The sequence below is a fragment of the Symbiopectobacterium sp. Eva_TO genome (assembly GCF_053848865.1).
The window spans coordinates 686,328-707,828 of record NZ_JBSPEY010000004.1; the positions used below are offsets into that span (position 1 = coordinate 686,328).

Consider the following 21,501-nt stretch of genomic DNA (forward strand, 5'->3'; position numbering starts at 1 on the left):
TAGGTGCGTCTGATTTAGCCGAGGTATAAGGGGATGTCAACCCTATAGCGTGGAACTCACATGTCACTACCTGACTCTCCCTGGCAGTTAATTGCGCTGCTGTTTGTGCTTTCGCTGCTGCCGCTGATTATCGTAATGGGAACCTCATTTCTCAAACTGGCGGTGGTCTTCTCCATCTTGCGCAATGCCCTGGGGATCCAGCAAGTGCCGCCAAATATGGCGCTGTATGGCCTTGCGCTGGTGCTGTCGCTGTTTATCATGGCCCCAACGCTGCTGGCGGTAAAGGCGCAGTGGCATCCGGTCGCCGTTGAGGGCGAACCTGCCTGGATGAGCGGTTGGCACAGTCAGGCGTTGACGCCCTATCGTCACTTTCTGATAAAAAACACTGAAGATAAGCAGGTGCATTATTTTCAGAACCTGGTTGCGAAAACCTGGCCGGAAGAGGCGCGTCGCATGGTGAAGGACGACTCCTTACTCATTTTGCTGCCCGCGTTCACGGTCAGCCAATTGACCCAGGCGTTTCGTATCGGCTTATTGATATACCTGCCGTTTCTTGCCATTGACTTGCTGGTGTCCAATATCCTGCTGGCGATGGGGATGATGATGGTCTCTCCCATGACTATCGCCTTACCGTTCAAACTGTTGATTTTTCTCTTGGCCGGCGGTTGGGACCTGATCCTTGCTCAGTTAGTACAGAGTTTCGTATGAATGAAGCCACTCTGACGCACCTGATGACCCAACTGTTGTGGATCGTCTTGCTGACCTCATTGCCGATCATTGTTGTCGCGTGTGTGGTCGGCGTACTGGTTAGCTTGTTACAAGCGTTGACGCAGATACAGGATCAGACCCTGCAATTTATGATCAAGCTGCTGGCCGTGGCGCTGATGCTGATGGCGACCTATCACTGGCTTGGCGGCATTCTGCTGGGATATACACGCCAGGTGCTATTGCAAATAAGTGCGCATGCATGAATCTGGTGCTTAACGAAGAGATCGCGCATCTGGCTTTTCTTATGATGCGCCCGCTGGGGATGACCCTGCTGTTTCCGCTGTTGCAGGCAGGGAACTTAGGGTCGCCGTTAGTGAGAAACGCGGTGTTAATGGCGATTGCATTGCCGATGTTGGCAGTGGTGCCAATGCCCCAGAACATTGGCGAGGGGTGGACATGGTTGAGCTATATTCCCGGTGAATTGCTTATCGGACTGGTATTGGGGTTCTGCGGCGCAATTCCTTTTTGGGCCGTGGATATGGCGGGATTTATTATCGATTCACTGCGCGGTGCAACCATGAGTGCGGTATTCAACCCTGCGATGTCTGTCCAGTCGTCACTTTTTGGTTTGTTGTTCAGCCAGTTTCTGTGTGCGCTGTTTTTTATTAGCGGCGGTATTAATTTGCACCTGAGCGTGCTGTATGACTCTTACCATTACCTACCGCCTGGTAAGACGCTGGCGTTTAATCAGCCGCTGTTGGATTTTATCAAGGTGGAGTGGCAGGCGCTCTATCACCTGTGTTTAAGCTTCTCCTTGCCTGCAGTGTTAGTGATGGTGTTGACAGATATGGCGCTGGGGTTGTTGAATCGTTCGGCGCAACAGTTGAACGTGTTCTTTCTGGCTATGCCCATCAAAAGCCTGTTGGTTTTGTTGCTGCTGATCGTATCGCTGCCCTATGCGTTGCACCACTATCTGATGGAGAGTGAATGCCTCTACCAACATGTTGGCGAGTGGTTGGCTCAACATGAGTGAGAAAACGGAGCAACCCACCCGCAAAAGGCGGCAGGATGGTGAAAAAGAGGGGCAGGTGATCAAAAGCGTTGAGCTGACCTCCGGCGCACAACTGCTCGCTTTATTTCTTTTTTTTCATTTTTTTTCCGATGTACTGGTACAAAACATCACCTTGCTCATCCAGGAATCTCTGCGCGTTATTAATGCCCCTTTCTCCTATGCGCTGGGCACGATTGTGCGCGCGCTGGTGAAGGAGTGCGGGCTGGTGCTACTTTATCTGGGAGCAATGGTAAGCGTTGCCACCGTTTTCAGCGTGCTGATTCAAATCGGTTTTGTGGTTGCCAGTAAGGCCGTAGGTTTCAAGGGGAGCAAACTTAACCCGGTGAACAACCTTAAACAGATTGTTTCCTGGCGCAGCGTGGTTGAACTGCTCAAATCCTGTTTGAAAGTGGTGCTGCTGTGCGTGATTTTTCTCTTGTTGTTCTATGCCTACGCGTCGACGTTTCGCGCGTTGCCTTACTGCGATCCTCACTGTGCGTTACCCACTTTTTCCTCCATCATGCGTTTTATGTGGCTTGGCATTCTGGGATTTTATCTGGTACTGGCAGTGGCGGATTATAGCTATCAACGTTTTCATACGTTGAAGCAGCAGCGCATGAGCAAGGAGGACATCAAACAGGAAAACAAGAACCGGGAAGGGGATCCACATATTAAACAGCGCCGTCTTGCCCTACAGCGCGAAGTGCAGAGCGGCAGTCTGGCACAAAACGTCAGGCAATCGGCGGTGATTGTGCGCAATCCGACGCATTTGGTGGTTTGCCTGGGATACGATCCCGAGACGATGCCAGTGCCGCGCGTGTTGGAGAAAGGCAGGGATGCCATGGCGCAACACATTGTCGAGTTGGCGCAACGTGAGGGCATTCCGATGGTAGAAAACATCCCTCTGGCGCGAACGCTGTTTTATGATGTGAAATGCGGCGAGCGTATCCCTGATGCGCTTTTCGAACCGGTTGCCGCGCTGCTGCGCATTGTCTTGCAGATCGATTACGCGCCTCGCAAGGAGGTCGGTGGCGAGGAGGCCAACTGACAGGCAAAAAAAAGACCGGGCCAAGGTACGGTGCCGGTCAAAGCGCAAAGAGAACCATAATGGAGTTGTACTCTTTGCAAAATCGATACGTATCGCGCGTTTACTGATTGTCAGCGTGCGTATTAAATCCCTGATGTAGGCCACAATTGGTCAAGAGGACCCTGTACATAAATTTGTGTAATTGCCTGATTTTGATATGTTCAATCCAACATCAAAAACAGGTTAATTTATGGACGAAAAACAGTTGCAGGCTCTGGCTAACGAACTGGCCAAAAATCTCAAAACCCCTGACGCTCTCAGCCAATTCGATCGCCTGCTGAAGAAAATCAGCGTTGAGGCTGCTCTCAACGCCGAAATGTCCCACCATCTGGGCTACGATAAAAATCAGCCCAAACCGGGGGCCAACTCCCGCAACGGCTATTCCACAAACACCGTGACCACCGGCGATGGCCCTCTGGAACTACGTACTCCGCGCGATCGTGATGGCTCCTTCGAACCACAACTGGTGAAGAAAAACCAGACCCGGATCACCGGGATGGATAACCAAATCCTGTCCCTGTACGCCAGAGGGATGACCACCCGCGAGATAGCGTCTGCGTTCAAAGAGCTGTATGACGCGGATGTCTCACCGGCGCTGGTCTCGAAGGTCACCGACGCCGTGATGGAACAGGTTACTGAATGGCAAAATCGTCCACTGGATGCAGTCTATCCCATTGTTTACCTTGACTGTATCATCCTGAAGGTCCGGCAGGACAGTCGCGTCATCAATAAATCCGTGTTCCTGGCACTGGGTATCAACATCGAGGGCCAGAAAGAACTGCTGGGTATGTGGCTGGCCGAAAACGAGGGCGCGAAGTTCTGGCTCAATGTGCTGACAGAACTAAAAAACCGCGGCCTGAACGATATCCTCATCGCCTGTGTCGACGGTCTGAAAGGCTTCCCGGACGCCATCAACGCGGTGTATCCGGAAGCCCGCATCCAGCGGTGCATCGTGCACATGGTACGCAACAGCCTGAGGTTCGTCTCTTGGAAGGACTACAAAGCCGTCACACGCGACCTGAAAGCCATCTATCAGGTCGCTACGGAAGAAGCAGGCCAGCAGGGGCTGGAAGCATTCGCCAGCGCATGGGACAGCCGCTATCCACAGATAAGCCGGAGCTGGCAGACGAACTGGAGCAATCTGGCAACGTTCTTCGCTTACCCGGCAGATATCCGCAAAGTCATCGACACAACCAACGCCATCGAGTCGCTGAACAGTGTGATCCGGCATGCGATTAAAAAACGCAAGGTGTTCCTGACTGACGACGCAGTGAAAAAGGTGGTGTGGCTGGCAATCCAGTCGGCCTAACAGAAATGGACGATGCCACTGCGGGACTGGCGTATGGCAATGAGCCGTTTTATTATAGAGTTCGGTGACCGCCTGGACGGTCACTACTGAGAAAGGCATTTACACAGAATCATGTACAGGGTCGGATATGGCGTTCTGAGCCTTCCCACCATGATCGGGGAAGACCCTTATTTTCAGCTTTGGTTTTATCGCCATGAGCCGTTATGTGGTAAACGCTGGCGCTTTCTACGCCTATATCGCACAAGGGTTGGGCACCCACAGTTGCATCGCCGGGCTCGGTATCGCACTGTTAGCCTACACCGCCATTCAGCTTGCCGTCACCGCCATGTTTGGCTTCTTCTTCGCGCAGTTCGTGCAGATGCACACCGGTATAGCAGCACCCTGGTGGCTGTTCTCGCTGCTGATGCAAGCGGCAGTCGTCGCGCTTGGCATTGCCAAAGTGGAACTGGGCGGCAAAGTGCTTGGCGTATTGATGCTGATGGAAGTCGGCATTGTGTTGCTGGTTGACGCCGCCATTGTTACCCAGCCTATTGCCTTTTATATCAGCGCGTTTACCCCTTCCACCGTGTTTCATGGCGATGTGGGCATTGCGATGATCTTCGCCATTTGCTCTTTCGTCGGCTTTGAAGCGACTGCGATCTACTCGGAAGAGTGTCGGCAACCGGCCAAGGTAATCCCACGAGCCACACTGCTCGCCGTGGTGCTGATCACCAGCTTTTTCGCCCTCTCAGGCTGGGGATTTGTGCAATATGCGGGGGCTGCTCACGTTGCCGAGCTCGCCGCCAAAGATCCCGGGATGTTTGTGTTTACCGTCACCGAACAGGTGCTTGGCCCATGGGCTATACAGGTGATGTCAGTCTTGCTGATCACCAGTCTATTTGCCGCTACACAGGCGTTCCATAACACGCTGTCCCGCTACCTGTTCGCCATTAGCCGTGACGGTTTGCTGTGGTCGAAAATGGCAAAAACCCACCGCACGCACCAGACGCCCTATATCGCCAGCCTGGTGCAAGGCGCGTTTATGCTGTGCGCCACCGCGCTGTTCGCCCTGGCGCAGTTAGACCCGATGGCGAACGTTTTCTCTTAGGCTTCCGCCTTGGGCAGCATGTCGATTCTGGTGCTGCAATTCAGCGTCTCGCTCGCCGTTCTCGCCTACTTTCAGCGTAATCCTTCGCTGCCGGTGTCACGCTGGAGCCGCCTTATCGCTCCGGCCTTCTCCGCCCTCGGCATGCTGGCAACGCTGGCGTTGGTGGTCAATAACCTCTATGTACTGAGCAGTTCCTCCTCCCCCGTGGTGTCATCGCTGCCGTATCTGGTGCTGATAGTCGCGTTTGCCGGTTTTATTAGCGCGCACTTCCTGCGGCGACTCAGCCCGGAGCGCTACTCACGTATCGGCCAGATGGTAGAAACCCTGTAATTCCCAAGTGATACGTCCGTTGTGGCTTAGGCGACAACGGCTCACCGTTATCTGATTTCATGGAGTATGCATATGACAACATCCTATAACCCACCTCGTTATACACATCTCTGTTCGTGCCTGAGCGCGCGTAGCGTTTCGGCGGCCGTCATGACTTTCTGCAAGCCTTTCCTGATAGTTTTTGCGCCTGGTTCACCGTCGCCTTTTCGAGCAAGAAAGCCTCCCAGTTGCGCAACTAAGCGCAATACTTCGTTTAGCTTAGGGCGGCCCTTGGGCATACGCTTGTTCATCAGTAGGTAAGCGCCATGAGTCTCGTCGGAATCAAAGAACAACATTGCGTCCAGCTCTGGACAGGTTCGTCCCATACGCATTAAATAGGCGATGCGCCATGCCACGATCATGAACAGCGCCAATGCCCGCTCAATGCGATCCACGGTCGATAACTGTAACGCTTCGACACAGCAGCCGTTCTTCAGCACATTGAAGAACATCTCGATTTCCCATCTAGCCCGATACCAGTCGATCAGCTCCACGATATCTTCTCGTCCTTCAGGTACGCGATTGCTCAGCAACCGCCACTCGACCGGCTTCACGCCTGCTGGCGGCTCAATTTCCTTGGCTATCACACAAGTCACTGCCAACCCGCAACGCAGCGACACTCGCTTCACGCGCAGCGCCTGTTTCACCGTACGCGCCTTCTGCCCCGCGCGAGCCGCCATAACGAATTGGATTTCTCCCACCGGCACGGTCTTTCCAACCTTCTGCCAAAGCTTCTCATTACAGTCCAGACTGCGATTATGAGTCGAGCGGATCAACCAGTCAGCCGGAGTGCCAAGGTCATCAGCGAGCTGCATCAACGCCTTGATATCCGCTTCGCGATCGGCTAAGTACACCAGACGTGTGTTTGGCAACTCCGAGGCGAGTTCAGCAACTCGCTCGTATCCCTCGAGCCAGCGCGTACTCTCCTTGAGCCCATCGCGTTTTCCGTCTGCATCCTTCGGCTCTCTTGCCCACATTCACGCATCCAGTACGCCCAACCCCACGCGATCCGGACTGACCGCGTAGGTCGGATGCAGGTACAGACCACGCCTGGCTTCGTAGTTCAAGGGACCCAAGCCTTGGATTTGCTGCCCGTTGAAGTCAAGCTCGGTAGTGTCTTGGATACACAGCACAACCTCGTGTTCTCGGATCCTTTCCTGCGTACGCTGCCAGTGAGGTTGCAGAATGTCTCGCCATTCGAATGCTTGGTTCTCCATGAAGCGGTAAGCACCCAGCGTCTCAGACCATCCGAGGCACGTATGCGGAATGCTGGCTTGCGGATTCTCAGCCAGCCGAATCAAAAGCCCTTTGGCGCGCTTATTGAGCCTCGTGTCACCAAGATTTACCCCTTCCAGTTCTTGGTGTGCCCAGCCATCTGAATCCCGTGTCATTTTTCAGCGCCGTAAATGGCGATAGTACACGTCGGTTTCACTTCATTTACGACCACACCGGCTGCCTATTTCAGCCCATATCGTTATACACATCGTTCTAACGCACTGTTTAATCAATGAGTTACGGGTTTATCTCAGAGTGGCATTTTGAACCTCAAAAAGCCAATGGGATGGCTTGAATGCCTTAATTCACGGGGTTCTGAGCATCCTGTTCAAAAAATGGCCAAAAGATGTGTATAACGATATGATTTCAGCCCGCTAACCCTTGGCATATAAGGCGTTGCGGACTTGTGTATAACGAGGTGGGTTAGAGCACCGCGCTGCTTGAGGGCCTTGTTATAGGAGGGCCAGTTAGTGATTTTAAAATTTTGTTTTGCCATGGAGACCTGATGTTGAAACAACTATGGTGATCTGATCCGATGATTACCCAAACTTTCTATTTATTCAACAAAGCCACAATAGCAATGAATTGCTCGTATTTTAACCCGCCATCTGCGGCGGTAATAATTATAACTATATGTTTTTATGATGGTTTTAATTAAAAGTAAGATGCCATAGTCATGTTGTTAATAACAGTGTTGACACCACTGAAAAAGCATGTAAATTGTATTTTAACAGCAAAAGAAATTAGCTTGCTGTTTATTTGAGAAGTGTTTTTACGCTCTTTAATAATGATTCGATAAAGGCCACGAAGTGTATTTTTTATGAGTTTTCCAAACTGAGAGTGGGTAATATTCTCGTTTGGTAATGCATTCAGGCCATGTAGTCAGTATCTACAATCGCAGGCCGTGAACGAAAGCGCGATGATGTAACGCCATGTTTTATTTATATTTAGTTGCGAGTGTGTTTGGTTGGTTCTCGATGTTGAATATCGCAACGGCAGTAAGGCTACGCATCAACTATTTTATATCGCGATGGGGGATGTACTTATTTAGCCTGCCATGGCTTCATAGGTTGATGGGGCAGGCAGAACGTTCAACCGGTAACTATATGGGAGGGATTTGTTATCTTTTCAGTACCCAATATTATCGTCGTAACGTGTACATCAAGGCTGTACAAATAGCAGTACTAAGTATCTAAGTGATGTAGCCCCCTGTAACACCAGACAGTAGCTGTATCTCCAGATAAGAGATAGGCTTAGATATATGTCTAACAATCATGCTAATTTTGAAATGACCGGGATCCTGTTAGGGCAAGAAGTCCGTAAGCGTAAAACTCCGCAAGAGAAAATCGCCATCATTCAGCAGACAATGGAGCCGGGGATGAACGTCTCCCATGTAGCCCGCCTGCATGGCATCCAGCCCAGCCTTTTGTTTAAGTGGAAGAAGCAATACCAGGAAGGAAGCCTCACCGCCGTTGCGGCCGGAGAAAAAGTGGTTCCAGCTTCGGCGCTGGCGACTGCCCTCAAGCAGGTCCGGGAGCTACAGCGCCTTCTGGGTAAGAAGACGATGGAAGTTGAGATCCTCAAAGAAGCAGTGGAGTACCGCCAGTCGCGAAAATGGATAGCGCACGCGCCCTTGTTGCCAAAGGACGGGGAATAGCTCTGGTCAGCCGCGCCATGAGCGTGTCGCGTGCGCAGCTGTCACTGCGGGTTAACCGTTCTGCCGACTGGCTGGACAGGCGCAGCAACCGGCGTAATGACGAAGCTGATGCTGAGATATTATCGGACATCCTCCGTATCATCAGCGACATGCCCAGTTACGGTTACCGCCGAGTGTGGGGTATCCTGGGTAAGCAACGTCGTGCAGAGGGACTTCCACCGGTGAACACCAAACGGCTTTACAGGATAATGAGCGAGCATAACCTGCTGTTGTTGCATGATAAAACTGAACGTCCGAAGCGGGAGCATAAAGGCAAAATCGCGGTAGCAGAGAGCTATATGCGCTGGTGCTCAGATGGCTTCGAGTTCGGTTGTGACAACGGCGAGAAGCTGCGGGTGACGTTCGCACTGGACTGCTGCGACCGGGAGGTCATAGACTGGGCAGCGAGCACCAGGGGTTATGACAGATCAACCGTGCAGGATGTGATGCTGAGGTCGGTGGAAAAACGCTTCGGTAGCGCGCTGCCGGATAAACCAGTGCAATGGCTGACGGATAATGGTTCAGCGTACACAGCGCATGAAACGCGGAAGTTCGCCAGAGAACGGAATCTGGAGCCCTGCACAACAGCAGTGAGCCGTCCACAGAGTAACGGCATGGCAGAACGGTTCGTGAAGACGATGAAGTAAGATTACATCGCCTTCATGCCAAAACCCGATGTGCGAACAGCGCTGAAGAACCTTGCAGCGGCGTTCAATCATTACAATGAAAACCATCCGCACAGTGCGCTGGGATACAACTCCCCAAGAGAATATCGGCGCCAGCGGGCATCGTTAACTTAAGATACAAAAGCTGTCCGGAGATGGTGGGTCAAGATCAGGCGTTCAGTTTTCTGACTACTTTTGACCGTAGGTAAATTATGAAAAAAATAATCACTTTCGCGTTGCCATTCTTTCTTACTGGTTGTGTAACTTTTCAACAAATGGATGATGGTTTAAACCGTCTTGTGGGAAAGAACAAAGAGGTGGCATTTGATGTTTTAGGCTATCCAAACCAAGAGCAAAAATTCGATGATGTAAAGGTTTATTCTTGGATATCATCTAGCACTGGTTTTGCTGTGTACTCAACCCCACAAACGACATATGGAACAGTGGGAAATACCTCATTCTATGGCACCACAACACAAACGAGCGCGATCCCTGTTGAATACAACTGCAAAATACAAGTCGCCACTGATATAAATGGGATAATTAAAAAATATAATTACGAGGGAAATATGGGCGGTTGTGAAACCTACATACAAAGGTTGAACAACTATTTCAAATAGGACCCTGTACATAAATTTGTGTAATTGCCTGATTTTGATATGTTCAATCCAACATCAAAAACAGGTTAATTTATGGACGAAAAACAGTTGCAGGCTCTGGCTAACGAACTGGCCAAAAATCTCAAAACCCCTGACGCTCTCAGCCAATTCGATCGCCTGCTGAAGAAAATCAGCGTTGAGGCTGCTCTCAACGCCGAAATGTCCCACCATCTGGGCTACGATAAAAATCAGCCCAAACCGGGGACCAACTCCCGCAACGGCTATTCCACAAACACCGTGACCACCGGCGATGGCCCTCTGGCACTACGTACTCCGCGCGATCGTGATGGCTCCTTCGAACCACAACTGGTGAAGAAAAACCAGACCCGGATCACCGGGATGGATAACCAAATCCTGTCCCTGTACGCCAGAGGGATGACCACCCGCGAGATAGCGTCTGCGTTCAAAGAGCTGTATGACGCGGATGTCTCACCGGCGCTGCTCTCGAAGGTCACCGACGCCGTGATGGAACAGGTTACTGAATGGCAAAATCGTCCACTGGATGCAGTCTATCCCATTGTTTACCTTGACTGTATCATCCTGAAGGTCCGGCAGGACAGTCGCGTCATCAATAAATCCGTGTTCCTGGCACTGGGTATCAACATCGAGGGCCAGAAAGAACTGCTGGGTATGTGGCTGGCCGAAAACGAGGGCGCGAAGTTCTGGCTCAATGTGCTGACAGAACTAAAAAACCGCGGCCTGAACGATATCCTCATCGCCTGTGTCGACGGTCTGAAAGGCTTCCCGGACGCCATCAACGCGGTGTATCCGGAAGCCCGCATCCAGCAGTGCATCGTGCACATGGTACGCAACAGCCTGAGGTTCGTCTCTTGGAAGGACTACAAAGCCGTCACACGCGACCTGAAAGCCATCTATCAGGCCGCTACGGAAAAAGCAGGCCAGCAGGTGCTGGAAGCATTCGCCAGCGCATGGGACAGCCGCTATCCACAGATAAGCCGGAGCTGGCAGACGAACTGGAGCAATCTGGCAACGTTCTTCGCTTACCCGGCAGATATCCGCAAAGTCATCGACACAACCAACGCCATCGAGTCGCTGAACAGTGTGATCCGGCATGCGATTAAAAAACGCAAGGTGTTCCCGACTGACGACGCAGTGAAAACGGTGGTGTGGCTGGCAATCCAGTCGGCCTAACAGAAATGGACGATGCCACTGCGGGACTGGCGTATGGCAATGAGCCGTTTTATTATCGAGTTCGGTGACCGCCTGGACGGTCACTACTGAGAAAGGCATTTACACAGAATCATGTACAGGGTCTGCTCTGGTGCCCCATGGCGTGATTTACCTGAGCGATACGGCCCATGGAAAACCGTTTATAACCGCTTTAACCGATGGTCAAAATCGGGAGTAATTAACATTATTTTCAATAAGTTACTTTCATCACTTGATGCCCATAGCCTCCTAGACTGGTCAGCGACTGCGCTGGATGGTAGCAATATCAGGGCGCTGAAATGTGCTGCCGGTGCTCAAAAAAACATCCCGATATCACCGGAGATAATGGTCTGGGTCGCTCTCGAGGTGGTTTTGGCACCAAAATCCATATGGCTACAGACGGAAGTGGTCTTCCGTTAAACATCGTGTTGAGCCCCGGTCAGGCTCATGAAAGTCAGTTTGCACTACGTCTTTTGGACGGTATTGGTGTTCAACGCCAGAACGGCAGTATGAAACGCCGTGGTCATGCGGTACTCGCTGACAAGGCGTACTCCGGGCATGTATTACGTAACGAGCTGAAAAACAGAGGTATAAAAACTGTCATCCCCCGAAAATCCACTGAAAAAATGGCGGTGGATGGTCGTTCAAAGCTCGATCGTGACGCCTACCGCAATCGGAACGTTGTTGAGCGTTGCTTTGGCCATCTGAAAGAATACCGTCGCATTGCGACACGTTACGACAAAACAGCGAGGAATTATCTGGCAATGTTGAAACTGGGCTGCATCCGCCTGTTTTACCAGAGGTTATGTAATTAAGGGACACAGCCTAGCCTCTATTGCCCGCACAACCAAAGCGGTTGTTATCTCTGTAAGCAATATACCGAATCAATATCTTACTTACGGTGCGGATAATAAACCGTTGAAAGAGGATGATAATGTTGCACGCAGTTGGTCATTATTCATGGATAATCCGTCGCTAAGAACGCGGGCTTCCGTGCATATTCCTATGGCGACGGCGGTGTCACAGGCGATTAGAGTGGCGAAGCAAGAATTAAAAGCACAGGGTATTACTCGGTTTATTGTGACAGGGGCTTTGTTGAACAAACAGATTTTATGCTACCAGCCCAGTAAAACGATTGTTTCCAGCAACGTAAAATCATGCAGTTAAGCATCATGAGAAAACGGAATGCCTGAGGTGATAAGCATTTTCTACCAAAATGGGCATAGTAAAACAGCACGATTCCCTATTATTCAACAAAGCCTGTGACAGGCGCATCCAAACGGGGTTGGACATCCTGGTTGACCTTTATTACTGATCCTGATGTTGATGCTGTAGTGCCGTTTGTTATCGACTTGCTGGATACGCGCACTGCGCTAACGCACATGTATCGCTCTTACGGTGGCAATTGGCCCATCGCTTTTTATCCCTACTACCAGCAGGGCGTAGACAAAACCATCAATACCCCGGAATTTCAGGCGTTGATGAAAATTGAAGATCCAATGCAATATTTAGCCACGGGCCAGTCTGCACAATTCAATAAAGCAAAATATATCGTCAATGCCAGCGGTGATGATTTTTATACCCCTGATAACGCACGCTTTTATTATGACGCGCTGCCGGGAGAGAAATCTCTGCGTGTGGTTCCCAATACTGTAGTGGTCAACTAATATTGGCCACCGCATTAGACTGTATGTAGAACAGTCGCTCAGATTCGTTTGGAGTTAAGCCGCCGTTATACCAGTGAGGCCGGATAGCGCTGTAATACCCCGTGATGTAGCGGATAATCGCGTCCTGGGCTTCGCTGAAGCTGTTGTAACCCTTTGTCGGCACCCATTCTGTCTTCAGGCTGCGGAAGAACCGCTCCATTGGCGCATTATCCCAGCAGTTACCCCGCCGACTCATACTCTGCTTTATCCGGCAGCGCCACAGGGCTTGCCGGTATTGACGGCTGGTATAGTGGCTGCCCTGGTCGCTGTGGAACATGACTCCTGTTGGTTGTCCCCGGAGTTCCCAGGCCATCTGCAACGCTTTAACTGTCAGCGCCGAGTCCGGCGACGTCGACATGGCCCAGCCCACCGGTTTGCGGGCGAACAGGTCTAGCACCACCGCAAGGTAAGCCCAGCATTTGCCCGTCCAGATGTAGGTCACATCGCCGCACCAGACCTGATCCGGCGCGGTAACCGCGAACTGGCGGTTGAGATAGTTCGGTATTTCAACGTGTTCATTGCCGCCGCGTTTGTATTTGTGAGCCGGTCGCTGGCAGCTGGCGATACCCAGCTCCTTCATCAGCTTGCCAGCCAGCCAGCGCCCCATTTTGACACCAGAGCTGCCGGTGACGATGGTCGCGATACTTCGAGCGCCGGCAGAGCCGCCGCTGGCGTTCCAGGCTTCCATGACGCGACTACACTTAACCACGCGCTCACCGTCGGGTTCATTAGCGGAAGCCTGCCAGTGCCTGTAGCTGCTGCGATGTACCTCAAAAGTTTGGCACAACGCCGTGACCGGGTATCGCGCCCTCAGCCTGTCGACTACCGTGAACCGTTGAGTGAGTCCGACATTAAGAGCGCCGTAGCCTTTTTTAGTATTTCGTTCTCCATTTCAAGGCATTGGACTTTTTTCTTCATCTCACGCAGCTCGAGCTGTTCAGGGGTAAGAGGAAGTCCCGTTGGCGTTTTTCCCTGTCGTTCAAGGCGAAGCTTATTGACCCAGCGACTAATGGCAGAATGGCTGACATTAACCGCCTCTGCGGCCTTAACGTATGTGTAGCCGTGGTCGACAACCAGCTTTGCGGCTTCGAGCTTAAATTCCGCCGTAAAATGTTTACCCATGAGGTCACCTGTCGTGTTGATGAGGTGAGCATATCACCTCCGATCAGGTGGCCAGTATCAGTGTGCCACTACACAGATAGCCGTTGCCATGGCACCGATGGTATCAGTATCGCCACCCAGATTGGCGCACAGAATGGCACAGCGGTTTGGCTCGGTGTGCGCCAGCTCCACCATCGCAATGGCGGCGGGGACGGACTGGATGATCTCCGTTCCGGTGCCAATTAGTTGATAAATTTGTTCTAACGCGGTGTCGTCGTCCGGTGCATTTTGCACGGTTTCCAATGCCAATTGCAGACGCGCGGACAAGGCTGGGCTGTAAGTGGTTACGCGTTTTTCCTGCGCGGTTTGTGCCACTGCGGGTAATGTCGCCCGAATATCCGACCAGCTTTTTTCCGCAATACCCTGAGATATCGCCCAGGCAATAACGGTAGCGCCAGCCACCGCAATATCTGATTTGTGAGTAGGGCTAGACGCGAGCGCCACGGCATCAATGAAATCGGATAATGGCATGGGCGGCAGCAGACAGCCTAGTGGAGAAACGCGCATCGCCGCACCATTGGTGATGCCGTTATTTTCCAGCGTGCTGATATCGGCACCCTGTTTTAGGGCAAAAAGCGCCGCTTTAGAACTGGGGCCGAGAATATTTTTCTCAAAGGCACCAAACTGTTGCGCCCAAGTAAGGATGTGGTTACCGATGACTTCAGGCACAACGTCACCCTCGCATTCAATCAGCGCATCGGCAAGTGCCAGCGCCATAGAAGTGTCATCGGTGTATTGAGCTGCCGTGAAATAGCAGGCGGCGATATTATCCGCAGGACCCGGCAGAAAGCGATCGATCCACCCAAAATGCGCTTTGATGCGTGCTCGCGGCCACAGCTCCGATGGCATTCCCATAGCATCCCCTAGCATTTGCCCATATAACGCCCCGGCGATATGACTCTCTAATTTTGATGGCATAAGCTGTACTCTGATTGTTGTTATAAGTAACGCGGGTGGTGCATTGGTGGCATTAATCTAATACCAATATAATACCATTGGCCGTGTCTTTGAACAAAAATCCTACGTAACAGGATGCCATTCGTGTGTTCGAGTCGTGTGGTGTTGTTAACGCAATACGCTAGGATAGGTGCAGAATTGTTGCAGCATGAAATCCGACGAACAGACAATGTCATATTAAATATCAATCAGCTATAATGTTGATGTCGGGGTTAAACCACCTCGTTATACACAAGTCCGCAACGCCTTATATGCCAAGGGTTAGCGGGCTGAAATAGGCAGCCGGTGGGGTTGTAAATGAAGTGAAACCGACGTGTACTATCGCCATTTACGGCGCTGAAAAATGACACGGGATTCAGATGGCTGGGCACACCAAGAACTGGAAGGGGTAAATCTTGGTGACACGAGGCTCAATAAGCGCGCCAAAGGGCTTTTGATACGGCTGGCTGAGAATCCGCAAGCCAGGCATTCCGCATGCGTGCCTCGGATGGTCTGAGACGCTGGGTGCTTACCGCTTCATGGAGAACCAAGCATTCGAATGGCGAGACATTCTGCAACCTCACTGGCAGCGTACGCAGGAAAGGATCCGAGAACACGAGGTTGTGCTGTGTATCCAAGACACTACCGAGCTTGACTTCAACGGGCAGCAAATCCAAGGCTTGGGTCCCTTGAACTACGAAGCCAGGCGTGGTCTGTACCTGCATCCGACCTACGCGGTCAGTCCGGATCGCGTGGGGTTGGGCGTACTGGATGCGTGGATGTGGGCAAGAGAGCCGAAGGATGCAGACGGAAAACGCGATGGGATCAAGGAGAGTACGCGCTGGCTCGAGGGATACGAGCGAGTTGCTGAACTCGCCTCGGAGTTGCCAAACACACGTCTGGTGTACTTAGCCGATCGCGAAGCGGATATCAAGGCGTTGATGCAGCTCGCTGATGACCTTGGCACTCCGGCTGACTGGTTGATCCGCTCGACTCATAATCGCAGTCTGGACTGTAATGAGAAGCTTTGGCAGAAGGTTGGAAAGACCGTGCCGGTGGGAGAAATCCAATTCGTTATGGCGGCTCGCGCGGGGCAGAAGGCGCGTACGGTGAAACAGGCGCTGCGCGTGAAGCGAGTGTCGCTGCGTTGCGGGTTGGCAGTGACTTGTGTGATAGCCAAGGAAATTGAGCCGCCAGCAGGCGTGAAGCCGGTCGAGTGGCGGTTGCTGAGCAATCGCGTACCTGAAGGACGAGAAGATATCGTGGAGCTGATCGACTGGTATCGGGCTAGATGGGAAATCGAGATGTTCTTCAATGTGCTGAAGAACGGCTGCTGTGTCGAAGCGTTACAGTTATCGACCGTGGATCGCATTGAGCGGGCATTGGCGCTGTTCATGATCGTGGCATGGCGCATCGCCTATTTAATGCGTATGGGACGAACCTGTCCAGAGCTGGACGCAATGTTGTTCTTTGATTCCGACGAGACTCATGGCGCTTACCTACTGATGAACAAGCGTATGCCCAAGGGCCGCCCTAAGCTAAACGAAGTATTGCGCTTAGTTGCGCAACTGGGAGGCTTTCTTGCTCGAAAAGGCGACGGTGAACCAGGCGCAAAAACTATCAGGAAAGGCTTGCAGAAAGTCATGACGGCCGCCGAAACGCTACGCGCGCTCAGGCACGAACAGAGATGTGTATAACGAGGTGACCTTTGGTACGGGCAATAAAGAGATTGAGCAAATAAAGCAGCAGGTAGAGGCATTTTTAAATTGTATTAGTCGCGACTTGATCTGACACTGGACCTTGAAAGGTTGAGAGTTACCGGTTTTGATATGGGTGTCGAATCCTTATACAAAACACGAGGTAACTCTCATGCTTCATACTAACAATCCCATCATCAAACACAAAGTCGGCCTGCTCAATCTCGCCGAAGAACTCGGTAACGTATCAAAAGCCTGTAAAATCATGGGGGTGTCACGCGACACGTTTTATCGCTATCAGGAACTGGCGGCAGAAGGCGGCATTGACGCTCTGGTTAACCAAAACCGCCGGGTTCCCAACCTGAAAAACCGTGCTGATGAAGCCACTGAACGTGCGGTTGTTGATTACGCCATTGAGTTCCCGGCTCATGGCCAGCACCGGACCAGTAATGAGCTGCGTAAAAAAGGCGTCTTCATTTCTGGCAGCGGTGTGCGCTCCATCTGGCAACGACACGATCTGGAAAACTTTCGTAAGCGCCTGAAGGCACTTGAGGAAAAAGTTGCCAGAGAAGGCATCGTACTTACTGATGCTCAAATCGCTGCACTGGAGAAGAAGGCGCACGACGACGAAGCCTGTGGTGAAATAGAGACTGCTCGCCCGGGTTATCTGGGGTCGCAGGACACCTTCTACGTGGGTAATCTGAAAGGTGTTGGCCGTATCTACCAGCAGACGTTCGTGGATACGTACTCGAAAGTGGCGCACTGCAAGCTTTACACGAGTAAAGCACCGATCTCTGCCGCCGACCTGCTCAATGATCGCGTGCTGCCGTTCTACGAAGCTCAGGGGCTGCCAATGCTAAGAATACTGACGGACAGGGGGACGGAGTACTGCGGTAAAGTGGAACAACATGACTATCAGCTGTACTTGGCTATCAACGATATAGACCATACGAAAACGAAAGCGATGTCTCCGCAGACAAACGGTATCTGCGAGCGCTTCCATAAAACTATTTTGCAGGATTTTTATCAGGTTGCGTTCCGTAAGACGTTATACGAGGACCTAGAAAGTCTACAAAAGGATCTGGACAACTGGTTGTGGCATTACAATAATGAGCGAACTCATCAGGGTAAAATGTGCTGCGGGCGTACGCCAATGGCCACGTTACTTGATGGTAAACGAGTCTGGGCAGAAAAAAATCTGAACCAGATTTAATCTGACAGACACCTGTATAAATAACCGGTAACTGTCAGATCAGGTCTGAGCTAATACAGATTATCTGTGCGGATTTGTCGCTCAGTGGTACGACTGATGCCCAGGCTCTACCGGCACTGATAAACCAGACCCACCGGAAAATCAGAGAGGCATCGGCTGACGGCGCTTACGATACAGGTTACTGCCATGATGCTCTGCTGAGGAAGAAAATAAGGCCGCTTATCCCGCCGCGAAGGGGGGCGCAATATTGGCCGGACCACTACCACGAGCGTAACCACGCTGTTGCAAATCAGCGCCTGAGCGGCAGCAAGGATACCTGGAAAAATAAAGTGGGCTATCACCGACGCTCAGTGGCTGAAACGGCCATGTTCCGGTTCAAAACGCTTCTGGGTGGTCATCTAAGTCTGCGTGACTACGATGCTCAGGTGGGTGAAGCCATGGCGATGGTCAAAGCGCTTAACCGGATCACGCTATTAGGAATGCCGAACAGTATTCGCATCACGTAACAATCGACCTGGGGCACAGTCGTTACAAGTTCTGATTTATTCAACAAAGCCGTGTCAGTGCTGTCGCCGTGTATTCCAGCTTACCTACCGCTATGAAGCGCGAAAGCCGGGAGTCAAAGAGCAGATCGTTGATATGGCCTTCAACGGTGCCGGTGTTCGCGATACCGCCAGAACGTTGAAAATAGGCATCAATACGGTCATCCGGGCTTTAAAAAGCTCTCGCCCCGCAGGATAACGTCTTCTCCCGTTGCTCACGCCGACGTCGCCCTTATCTGTGAACTTGATGAGCAATGGAGCTTCGTTGGCAGTCAGGCGCTACAGCACTGGCTCTGGTACGCTTACAATACCAAAACGGGCGGTGTTCTGGCCTACACTTTTGGCCCCCGAACCGATGAGACCTGCCGTGAATTGCTGGCTCTGTTGACACCGTTCAACATCGGCATGATTACCAGTGACAACTGGGGCAGCTATGCAAGAGAGGTTCCGAAGCAGAAACATCTGACTGGCAAGATCTTCACGCAACGCATAGAGCGCAATAACCTGACGCTCCGTACCCGCATTATACTCGATTAACTTGAAGTTGCATTTTTCAGCGTCTGGAAGTTGTCATTAATCCTGCGCGACAAGCCCCCCGCCAGTCCCGGTAATATATTGCGGAAGAAGTGGTGTATTTCCTGCCGAAACGCCTTTGGTGAAGCGAAGTAGCGGTTGTTTCTCACCTTTTCATTCATCACTTTCCACAGTCTTTCTATCGGGTTCAGATTCGGGCTGTAAGGCGGCAGATAGTGGAGGTCGATATTCATCACATATGCCCACTTTTTCACCAGCTCCGCCCGGTGGTAACCCGCTCCGTCGAGTATGATATGCACCTTCTGTCTTATCGGGTAAGTTTCCCGGATGGCGATAAAAAAGCGGGCGATATTGAGACTGTTGATGCTGTCGTACTCCCGAACCACCGTGCTGCCGATGTCGTTCAGGTTCAGGGCTCCCATGATGTTCAGACGGGTACGACTACCGGTGGTTTCCACTGGCTGAGATTTTTTTCCCGCAGGCATCCAGCCATATGCCAGTTTTGTTCCCTGTGTCGGGTGGACGCCATCGATGAACAGGATGGGTTCATCGTCACCGGCTTTTTGTTTCAGCTCGTTGTAGGTTTCCACAAACGCCTGCTGCGCTTCTGCACTGAATTTATGTGGGATACCGACAGGCTTTCGATAACTGAAGCCGTTGCGGTGCAGCCATTTAGTCATTCCCGGAACGGTGTAGCGGATACCCCACCAATCAACAACCTGTTCAATGATAGCCTGTGTAGTGGGAAGAAGGTTGTTCGTCAGAGATGTGGTGAGTTCAGCGGTTTGCTCTTCGCTGAGATGACTATCAGAGCCGCCATTCTCAGGCGCAAGTTTCTCACCCTTTAGCCAATCATTTAGATGACGGCGTACCGTGGTTTCGTGAATAAGTTGCGATTGTGCAATCATTCCTGGCGTCCAGCCATCGGCAGACAATAGGACACACCGTATCCGATCGCGCACATGATGGTCACGACTTGTTTGGTGAAGATTCCTTAACTTTTTTTTCTGCTCTTCAGTGGGATGAATGTTCATAACCATGAAATGGGTATTGTTCATGGAAAATCAAGCATCTTCAATGATTACGAGTATAAACGACTGGCGCGTAAAACGATTTGCTTCTCGCGCTCCGTCGAGATCCACGAAAAAGTCATCGGAGCCTTCATCGAAAAACACATGTTCTACTAATTGGAGTCATTACCAAAAAAGAGACCCATGATGGGGTGTCTCTGGCCGAACGGCATTGATAAGTGACATCATCCAATCTATTGATGCGTATCATGCAAAGTACAGCACTTACATCAAGCGTGCAGAAAAGACGGCCGATCACCTAACCAACTTCAAGATGAAATCAATGGCCTATGACGTGGCGATTAACAATGTTAATCGTCAAATCGAGAGAGTAAAATTGATGGGTGATAGCTGATTTTTATCGGCAAAAGTGAGGAGGGTGGTGATGTTGTGTATAGGTTTTTGTTGCTGAAAATATCACCATTCGGAAAAAGAAGAATGTTAACAATAAGTATCATCAGCTCCAATGTCATGGTCTTCCTTTGATTTTTAATTTAAATAAAATGAATTTTTATTCATTTTATTGCAGGTTGAACGGTTCAGCATCGACTGGTTTTCGTTTCATAAAAGTTAAAACATTTATAGGATTGAAGCCGCTACTTGCTATTAAATATAGGGTTTTGACCTAATCGGATCGTGCAATTGTTAAAATCTGGTGGAGAAGATGATTTAGCGCAACGTTCGTATGGACAGAAGGTGAATACTTTGTTACTTTAGCGTCACGTTTTTGAAATTGGTATTACCAATTGACTCCGCGCACTTCGCAGAGAAACACTTACCATGGCCTATAGCAAGATCCGTCAGCCCAAACTGTCAGATGTGATTGAACAACAGCTGGAGTTTTTGATCCTCGAAGGAACCTTGCGCCCTGGCGAGAAACTCCCCCCGGAGCGCGAACTGGCGAAACAGTTTGATGTCTCCCGTCCTTCTTTGCGAGAAGCCATCCAACGTCTGGAGGCAAAAGGCCTGCTGCTACGTCGTCAGGGTGGGGGAACGTTTGTCCAGAACAACCTGTGGCAAAGCGTGAGTGATCCGTTGTCGGAACTGCTGAGCACCCATCCTGAATCTCAATTTGATCTGCTGGAAACCCGTCATGCGCTGGAAGGCATTGCTGCCTACTATGCGGCGTTGCGTGGTACGGAAGAAGATTTCCAGCGCATCCGTGAGTGCCATACCCAGATTGAGCAGGCGCGTGCTTCGGGCGATCTGGTCGCGGAGTCAGAAGCCGTTATGCATTATCAAGTGGCTGTCACAGAAGCAACGCACAATGTGGTTTTTCTACATTTGCTACGCTGTATGGGACCGTTACTGGAACAGAACGTGCGGCAGAATTTTGAATTGTTGTACCTGAGCCGAGAAGTTCTGGCCCAGGTAAGCAGTCATCGCGCCGGGATTTTTGAGGCGATAGTCGCTCGCGAACCTGAAAAGGCACGCGAAGCGTCGCATCGTCATCTGGCGTTTATTGAGGAAGTACTGCTGGATCTTAACCGGGAACATAGCCGAAGAGAGCGTTCGCTACGTCGGCTCCAGCAACGCAAGGATTGAGCGCTCTGATTGGGGCGTTTA

Annotated in this window: 12 protein-coding genes and 11 pseudogenes; 19 read left to right on the top strand and 4 right to left on the bottom strand. The window is 51.3% G+C overall.

Annotated features, from left to right (window positions below; genetic code table 11):
- Positions 1 to 60: 60 nt before the first annotated feature.
- From sctR to ACWWJF_RS05570, 7 genes and pseudogenes are all read left to right on the top strand, one after another.
- Positions 61 to 708: a type III secretion system export apparatus subunit SctR gene (gene sctR, locus ACWWJF_RS05540; protein WP_455868895.1), complete on the top strand. Its 648-nt coding sequence runs from the start codon at positions 61 to 63 to the stop codon at positions 706 to 708.
- Complete coding sequence (locus ACWWJF_RS05545; RefSeq protein ID WP_222158458.1) at positions 705 to 971, top strand: EscS/YscS/HrcS family type III secretion system export apparatus protein; 267 nt, start codon at positions 705 to 707, stop codon at positions 969 to 971. Before sctR ends, ACWWJF_RS05545 begins: the two co-directional genes overlap by 4 nt.
- Entirely contained in the window at positions 968 to 1,741 is a 774-nt protein-coding gene (locus ACWWJF_RS05550) for an EscT/YscT/HrcT family type III secretion system export apparatus protein (RefSeq protein WP_455868896.1), read from the top strand. The genes ACWWJF_RS05545 and ACWWJF_RS05550 overlap by 4 nt, the downstream gene beginning before the upstream one ends.
- Complete coding sequence (locus tag ACWWJF_RS05555; protein ID WP_455868897.1) at positions 1,692 to 2,807, top strand: EscU/YscU/HrcU family type III secretion system export apparatus switch protein; 1,116 nt, start codon at positions 1,692 to 1,694, stop codon at positions 2,805 to 2,807. The genes ACWWJF_RS05550 and ACWWJF_RS05555 overlap by 50 nt, the downstream gene beginning before the upstream one ends.
- Before the next feature lie 229 nt (positions 2,808 to 3,036).
- A pseudogene (locus tag ACWWJF_RS05560) lies at positions 3,037 to 4,245 on the top strand (IS256 family transposase).
- A 103-nt stretch (positions 4,246 to 4,348) separates the two neighbouring features.
- On the top strand, positions 4,349 to 5,242 hold the full coding sequence (locus ACWWJF_RS05565; RefSeq protein WP_455868898.1) for an APC family permease: 894 nt from the start codon (positions 4,349 to 4,351) through the stop codon (positions 5,240 to 5,242).
- An 18-nt stretch (positions 5,243 to 5,260) separates the two neighbouring features.
- The gene (locus tag ACWWJF_RS05570; RefSeq protein WP_455868899.1) at positions 5,261 to 5,572 is read left to right on the top strand and encodes a hypothetical protein; all 312 of its coding nucleotides are present in this window, start codon (positions 5,261 to 5,263) and stop codon (positions 5,570 to 5,572) included.
- A gap of 98 nt (positions 5,573 to 5,670) precedes the next feature.
- On the opposite strand, the pseudogene ACWWJF_RS05575 reads toward ACWWJF_RS05570, so the two are convergent.
- Positions 5,671 to 7,002, bottom strand: a pseudogene (locus tag ACWWJF_RS05575) (IS4 family transposase).
- A gap of 1,172 nt (positions 7,003 to 8,174) precedes the next feature.
- Here ACWWJF_RS05575 and ACWWJF_RS05580 point away from each other — a divergent pair.
- The 6 genes and pseudogenes from ACWWJF_RS05580 to ACWWJF_RS05605 form a co-directional block, all read left to right on the top strand.
- Positions 8,175 to 9,382 (top strand): annotated as a pseudogene (locus ACWWJF_RS05580) (IS3 family transposase).
- Positions 9,383 to 9,522: 140 nt separating this feature from the next.
- A complete protein-coding gene (locus tag ACWWJF_RS05585; protein WP_455868900.1) occupies positions 9,523 to 9,867 on the top strand; it encodes a hypothetical protein in 345 nt (114 codons plus the stop codon).
- 72 nt (positions 9,868 to 9,939) lie between these two features.
- Positions 9,940 to 11,148 (top strand): annotated as a pseudogene (locus ACWWJF_RS05590) (IS256 family transposase).
- A gap of 30 nt (positions 11,149 to 11,178) precedes the next feature.
- Positions 11,179 to 11,891, top strand: a pseudogene (locus tag ACWWJF_RS05595) (IS5 family transposase); the annotation flags it as partial.
- A gap of 19 nt (positions 11,892 to 11,910) precedes the next feature.
- Positions 11,911 to 12,243: a PhoPQ-activated protein PqaA family protein gene (locus ACWWJF_RS05600; protein WP_455870948.1), complete on the top strand. Its 333-nt coding sequence runs from the start codon at positions 11,911 to 11,913 to the stop codon at positions 12,241 to 12,243.
- A 95-nt stretch (positions 12,244 to 12,338) separates the two neighbouring features.
- Positions 12,339 to 12,725, top strand: a pseudogene (locus tag ACWWJF_RS05605) (PhoPQ-activated protein PqaA family protein); the annotation flags it as partial.
- 10 nt (positions 12,726 to 12,735) lie between these two features.
- On the opposite strand, the gene ACWWJF_RS05610 reads toward ACWWJF_RS05605, so the two are convergent.
- Positions 12,736 to 13,904, bottom strand: a protein-coding gene (locus ACWWJF_RS05610) for an IS3 family transposase (RefSeq protein ID WP_455868400.1) whose coding sequence is annotated in 2 segments (ribosomal slippage) — positions 12,736 to 13,649 and positions 13,649 to 13,904 — 1,170 coding nt in all. Because the reading frame shifts where the segments join, the coding sequence is not laid out codon by codon here.
- A gap of 60 nt (positions 13,905 to 13,964) precedes the next feature.
- A pseudogene (locus tag ACWWJF_RS05615) lies at positions 13,965 to 14,861 on the bottom strand (ADP-ribosylglycohydrolase family protein); the annotation flags it as partial.
- 382 nt (positions 14,862 to 15,243) lie between these two features.
- Between ACWWJF_RS05615 and ACWWJF_RS05620 the strand changes: the two are divergent.
- From ACWWJF_RS05620 to ACWWJF_RS05635, 4 genes and pseudogenes are all read left to right on the top strand, one after another.
- Positions 15,244 to 16,576, top strand: a pseudogene (locus ACWWJF_RS05620) (IS4 family transposase).
- A gap of 172 nt (positions 16,577 to 16,748) precedes the next feature.
- Entirely contained in the window at positions 16,749 to 17,789 is a 1,041-nt protein-coding gene (locus ACWWJF_RS05625; protein WP_455868901.1) for an IS481 family transposase, read from the top strand.
- A 56-nt stretch (positions 17,790 to 17,845) separates the two neighbouring features.
- Positions 17,846 to 18,295: pseudogene (locus ACWWJF_RS05630) on the top strand (IS5 family transposase); the annotation flags it as partial.
- A gap of 31 nt (positions 18,296 to 18,326) precedes the next feature.
- Positions 18,327 to 18,856: pseudogene (locus ACWWJF_RS05635) on the top strand (IS1 family transposase); the annotation flags it as partial.
- Between the two features lie 8 nt (positions 18,857 to 18,864).
- Here ACWWJF_RS05635 and ACWWJF_RS05640 read toward each other — a convergent pair.
- A complete protein-coding gene (locus tag ACWWJF_RS05640) occupies positions 18,865 to 19,899 on the bottom strand; it encodes an IS630 family transposase (protein WP_455870938.1) in 1,035 nt (344 codons plus the stop codon).
- A gap of 57 nt (positions 19,900 to 19,956) precedes the next feature.
- Between ACWWJF_RS05640 and ACWWJF_RS05645 the strand changes: the two are divergent.
- Positions 19,957 to 20,052: pseudogene (locus ACWWJF_RS05645) on the top strand (IS1 family transposase); the annotation flags it as partial.
- 663 nt (positions 20,053 to 20,715) lie between these two features.
- A complete protein-coding gene (pdhR, locus tag ACWWJF_RS05650) occupies positions 20,716 to 21,480 on the top strand; it encodes a pyruvate dehydrogenase complex transcriptional repressor PdhR (protein ID WP_455868902.1) in 765 nt (254 codons plus the stop codon).
- Positions 21,481 to 21,501 lie beyond the last annotated feature (21 nt).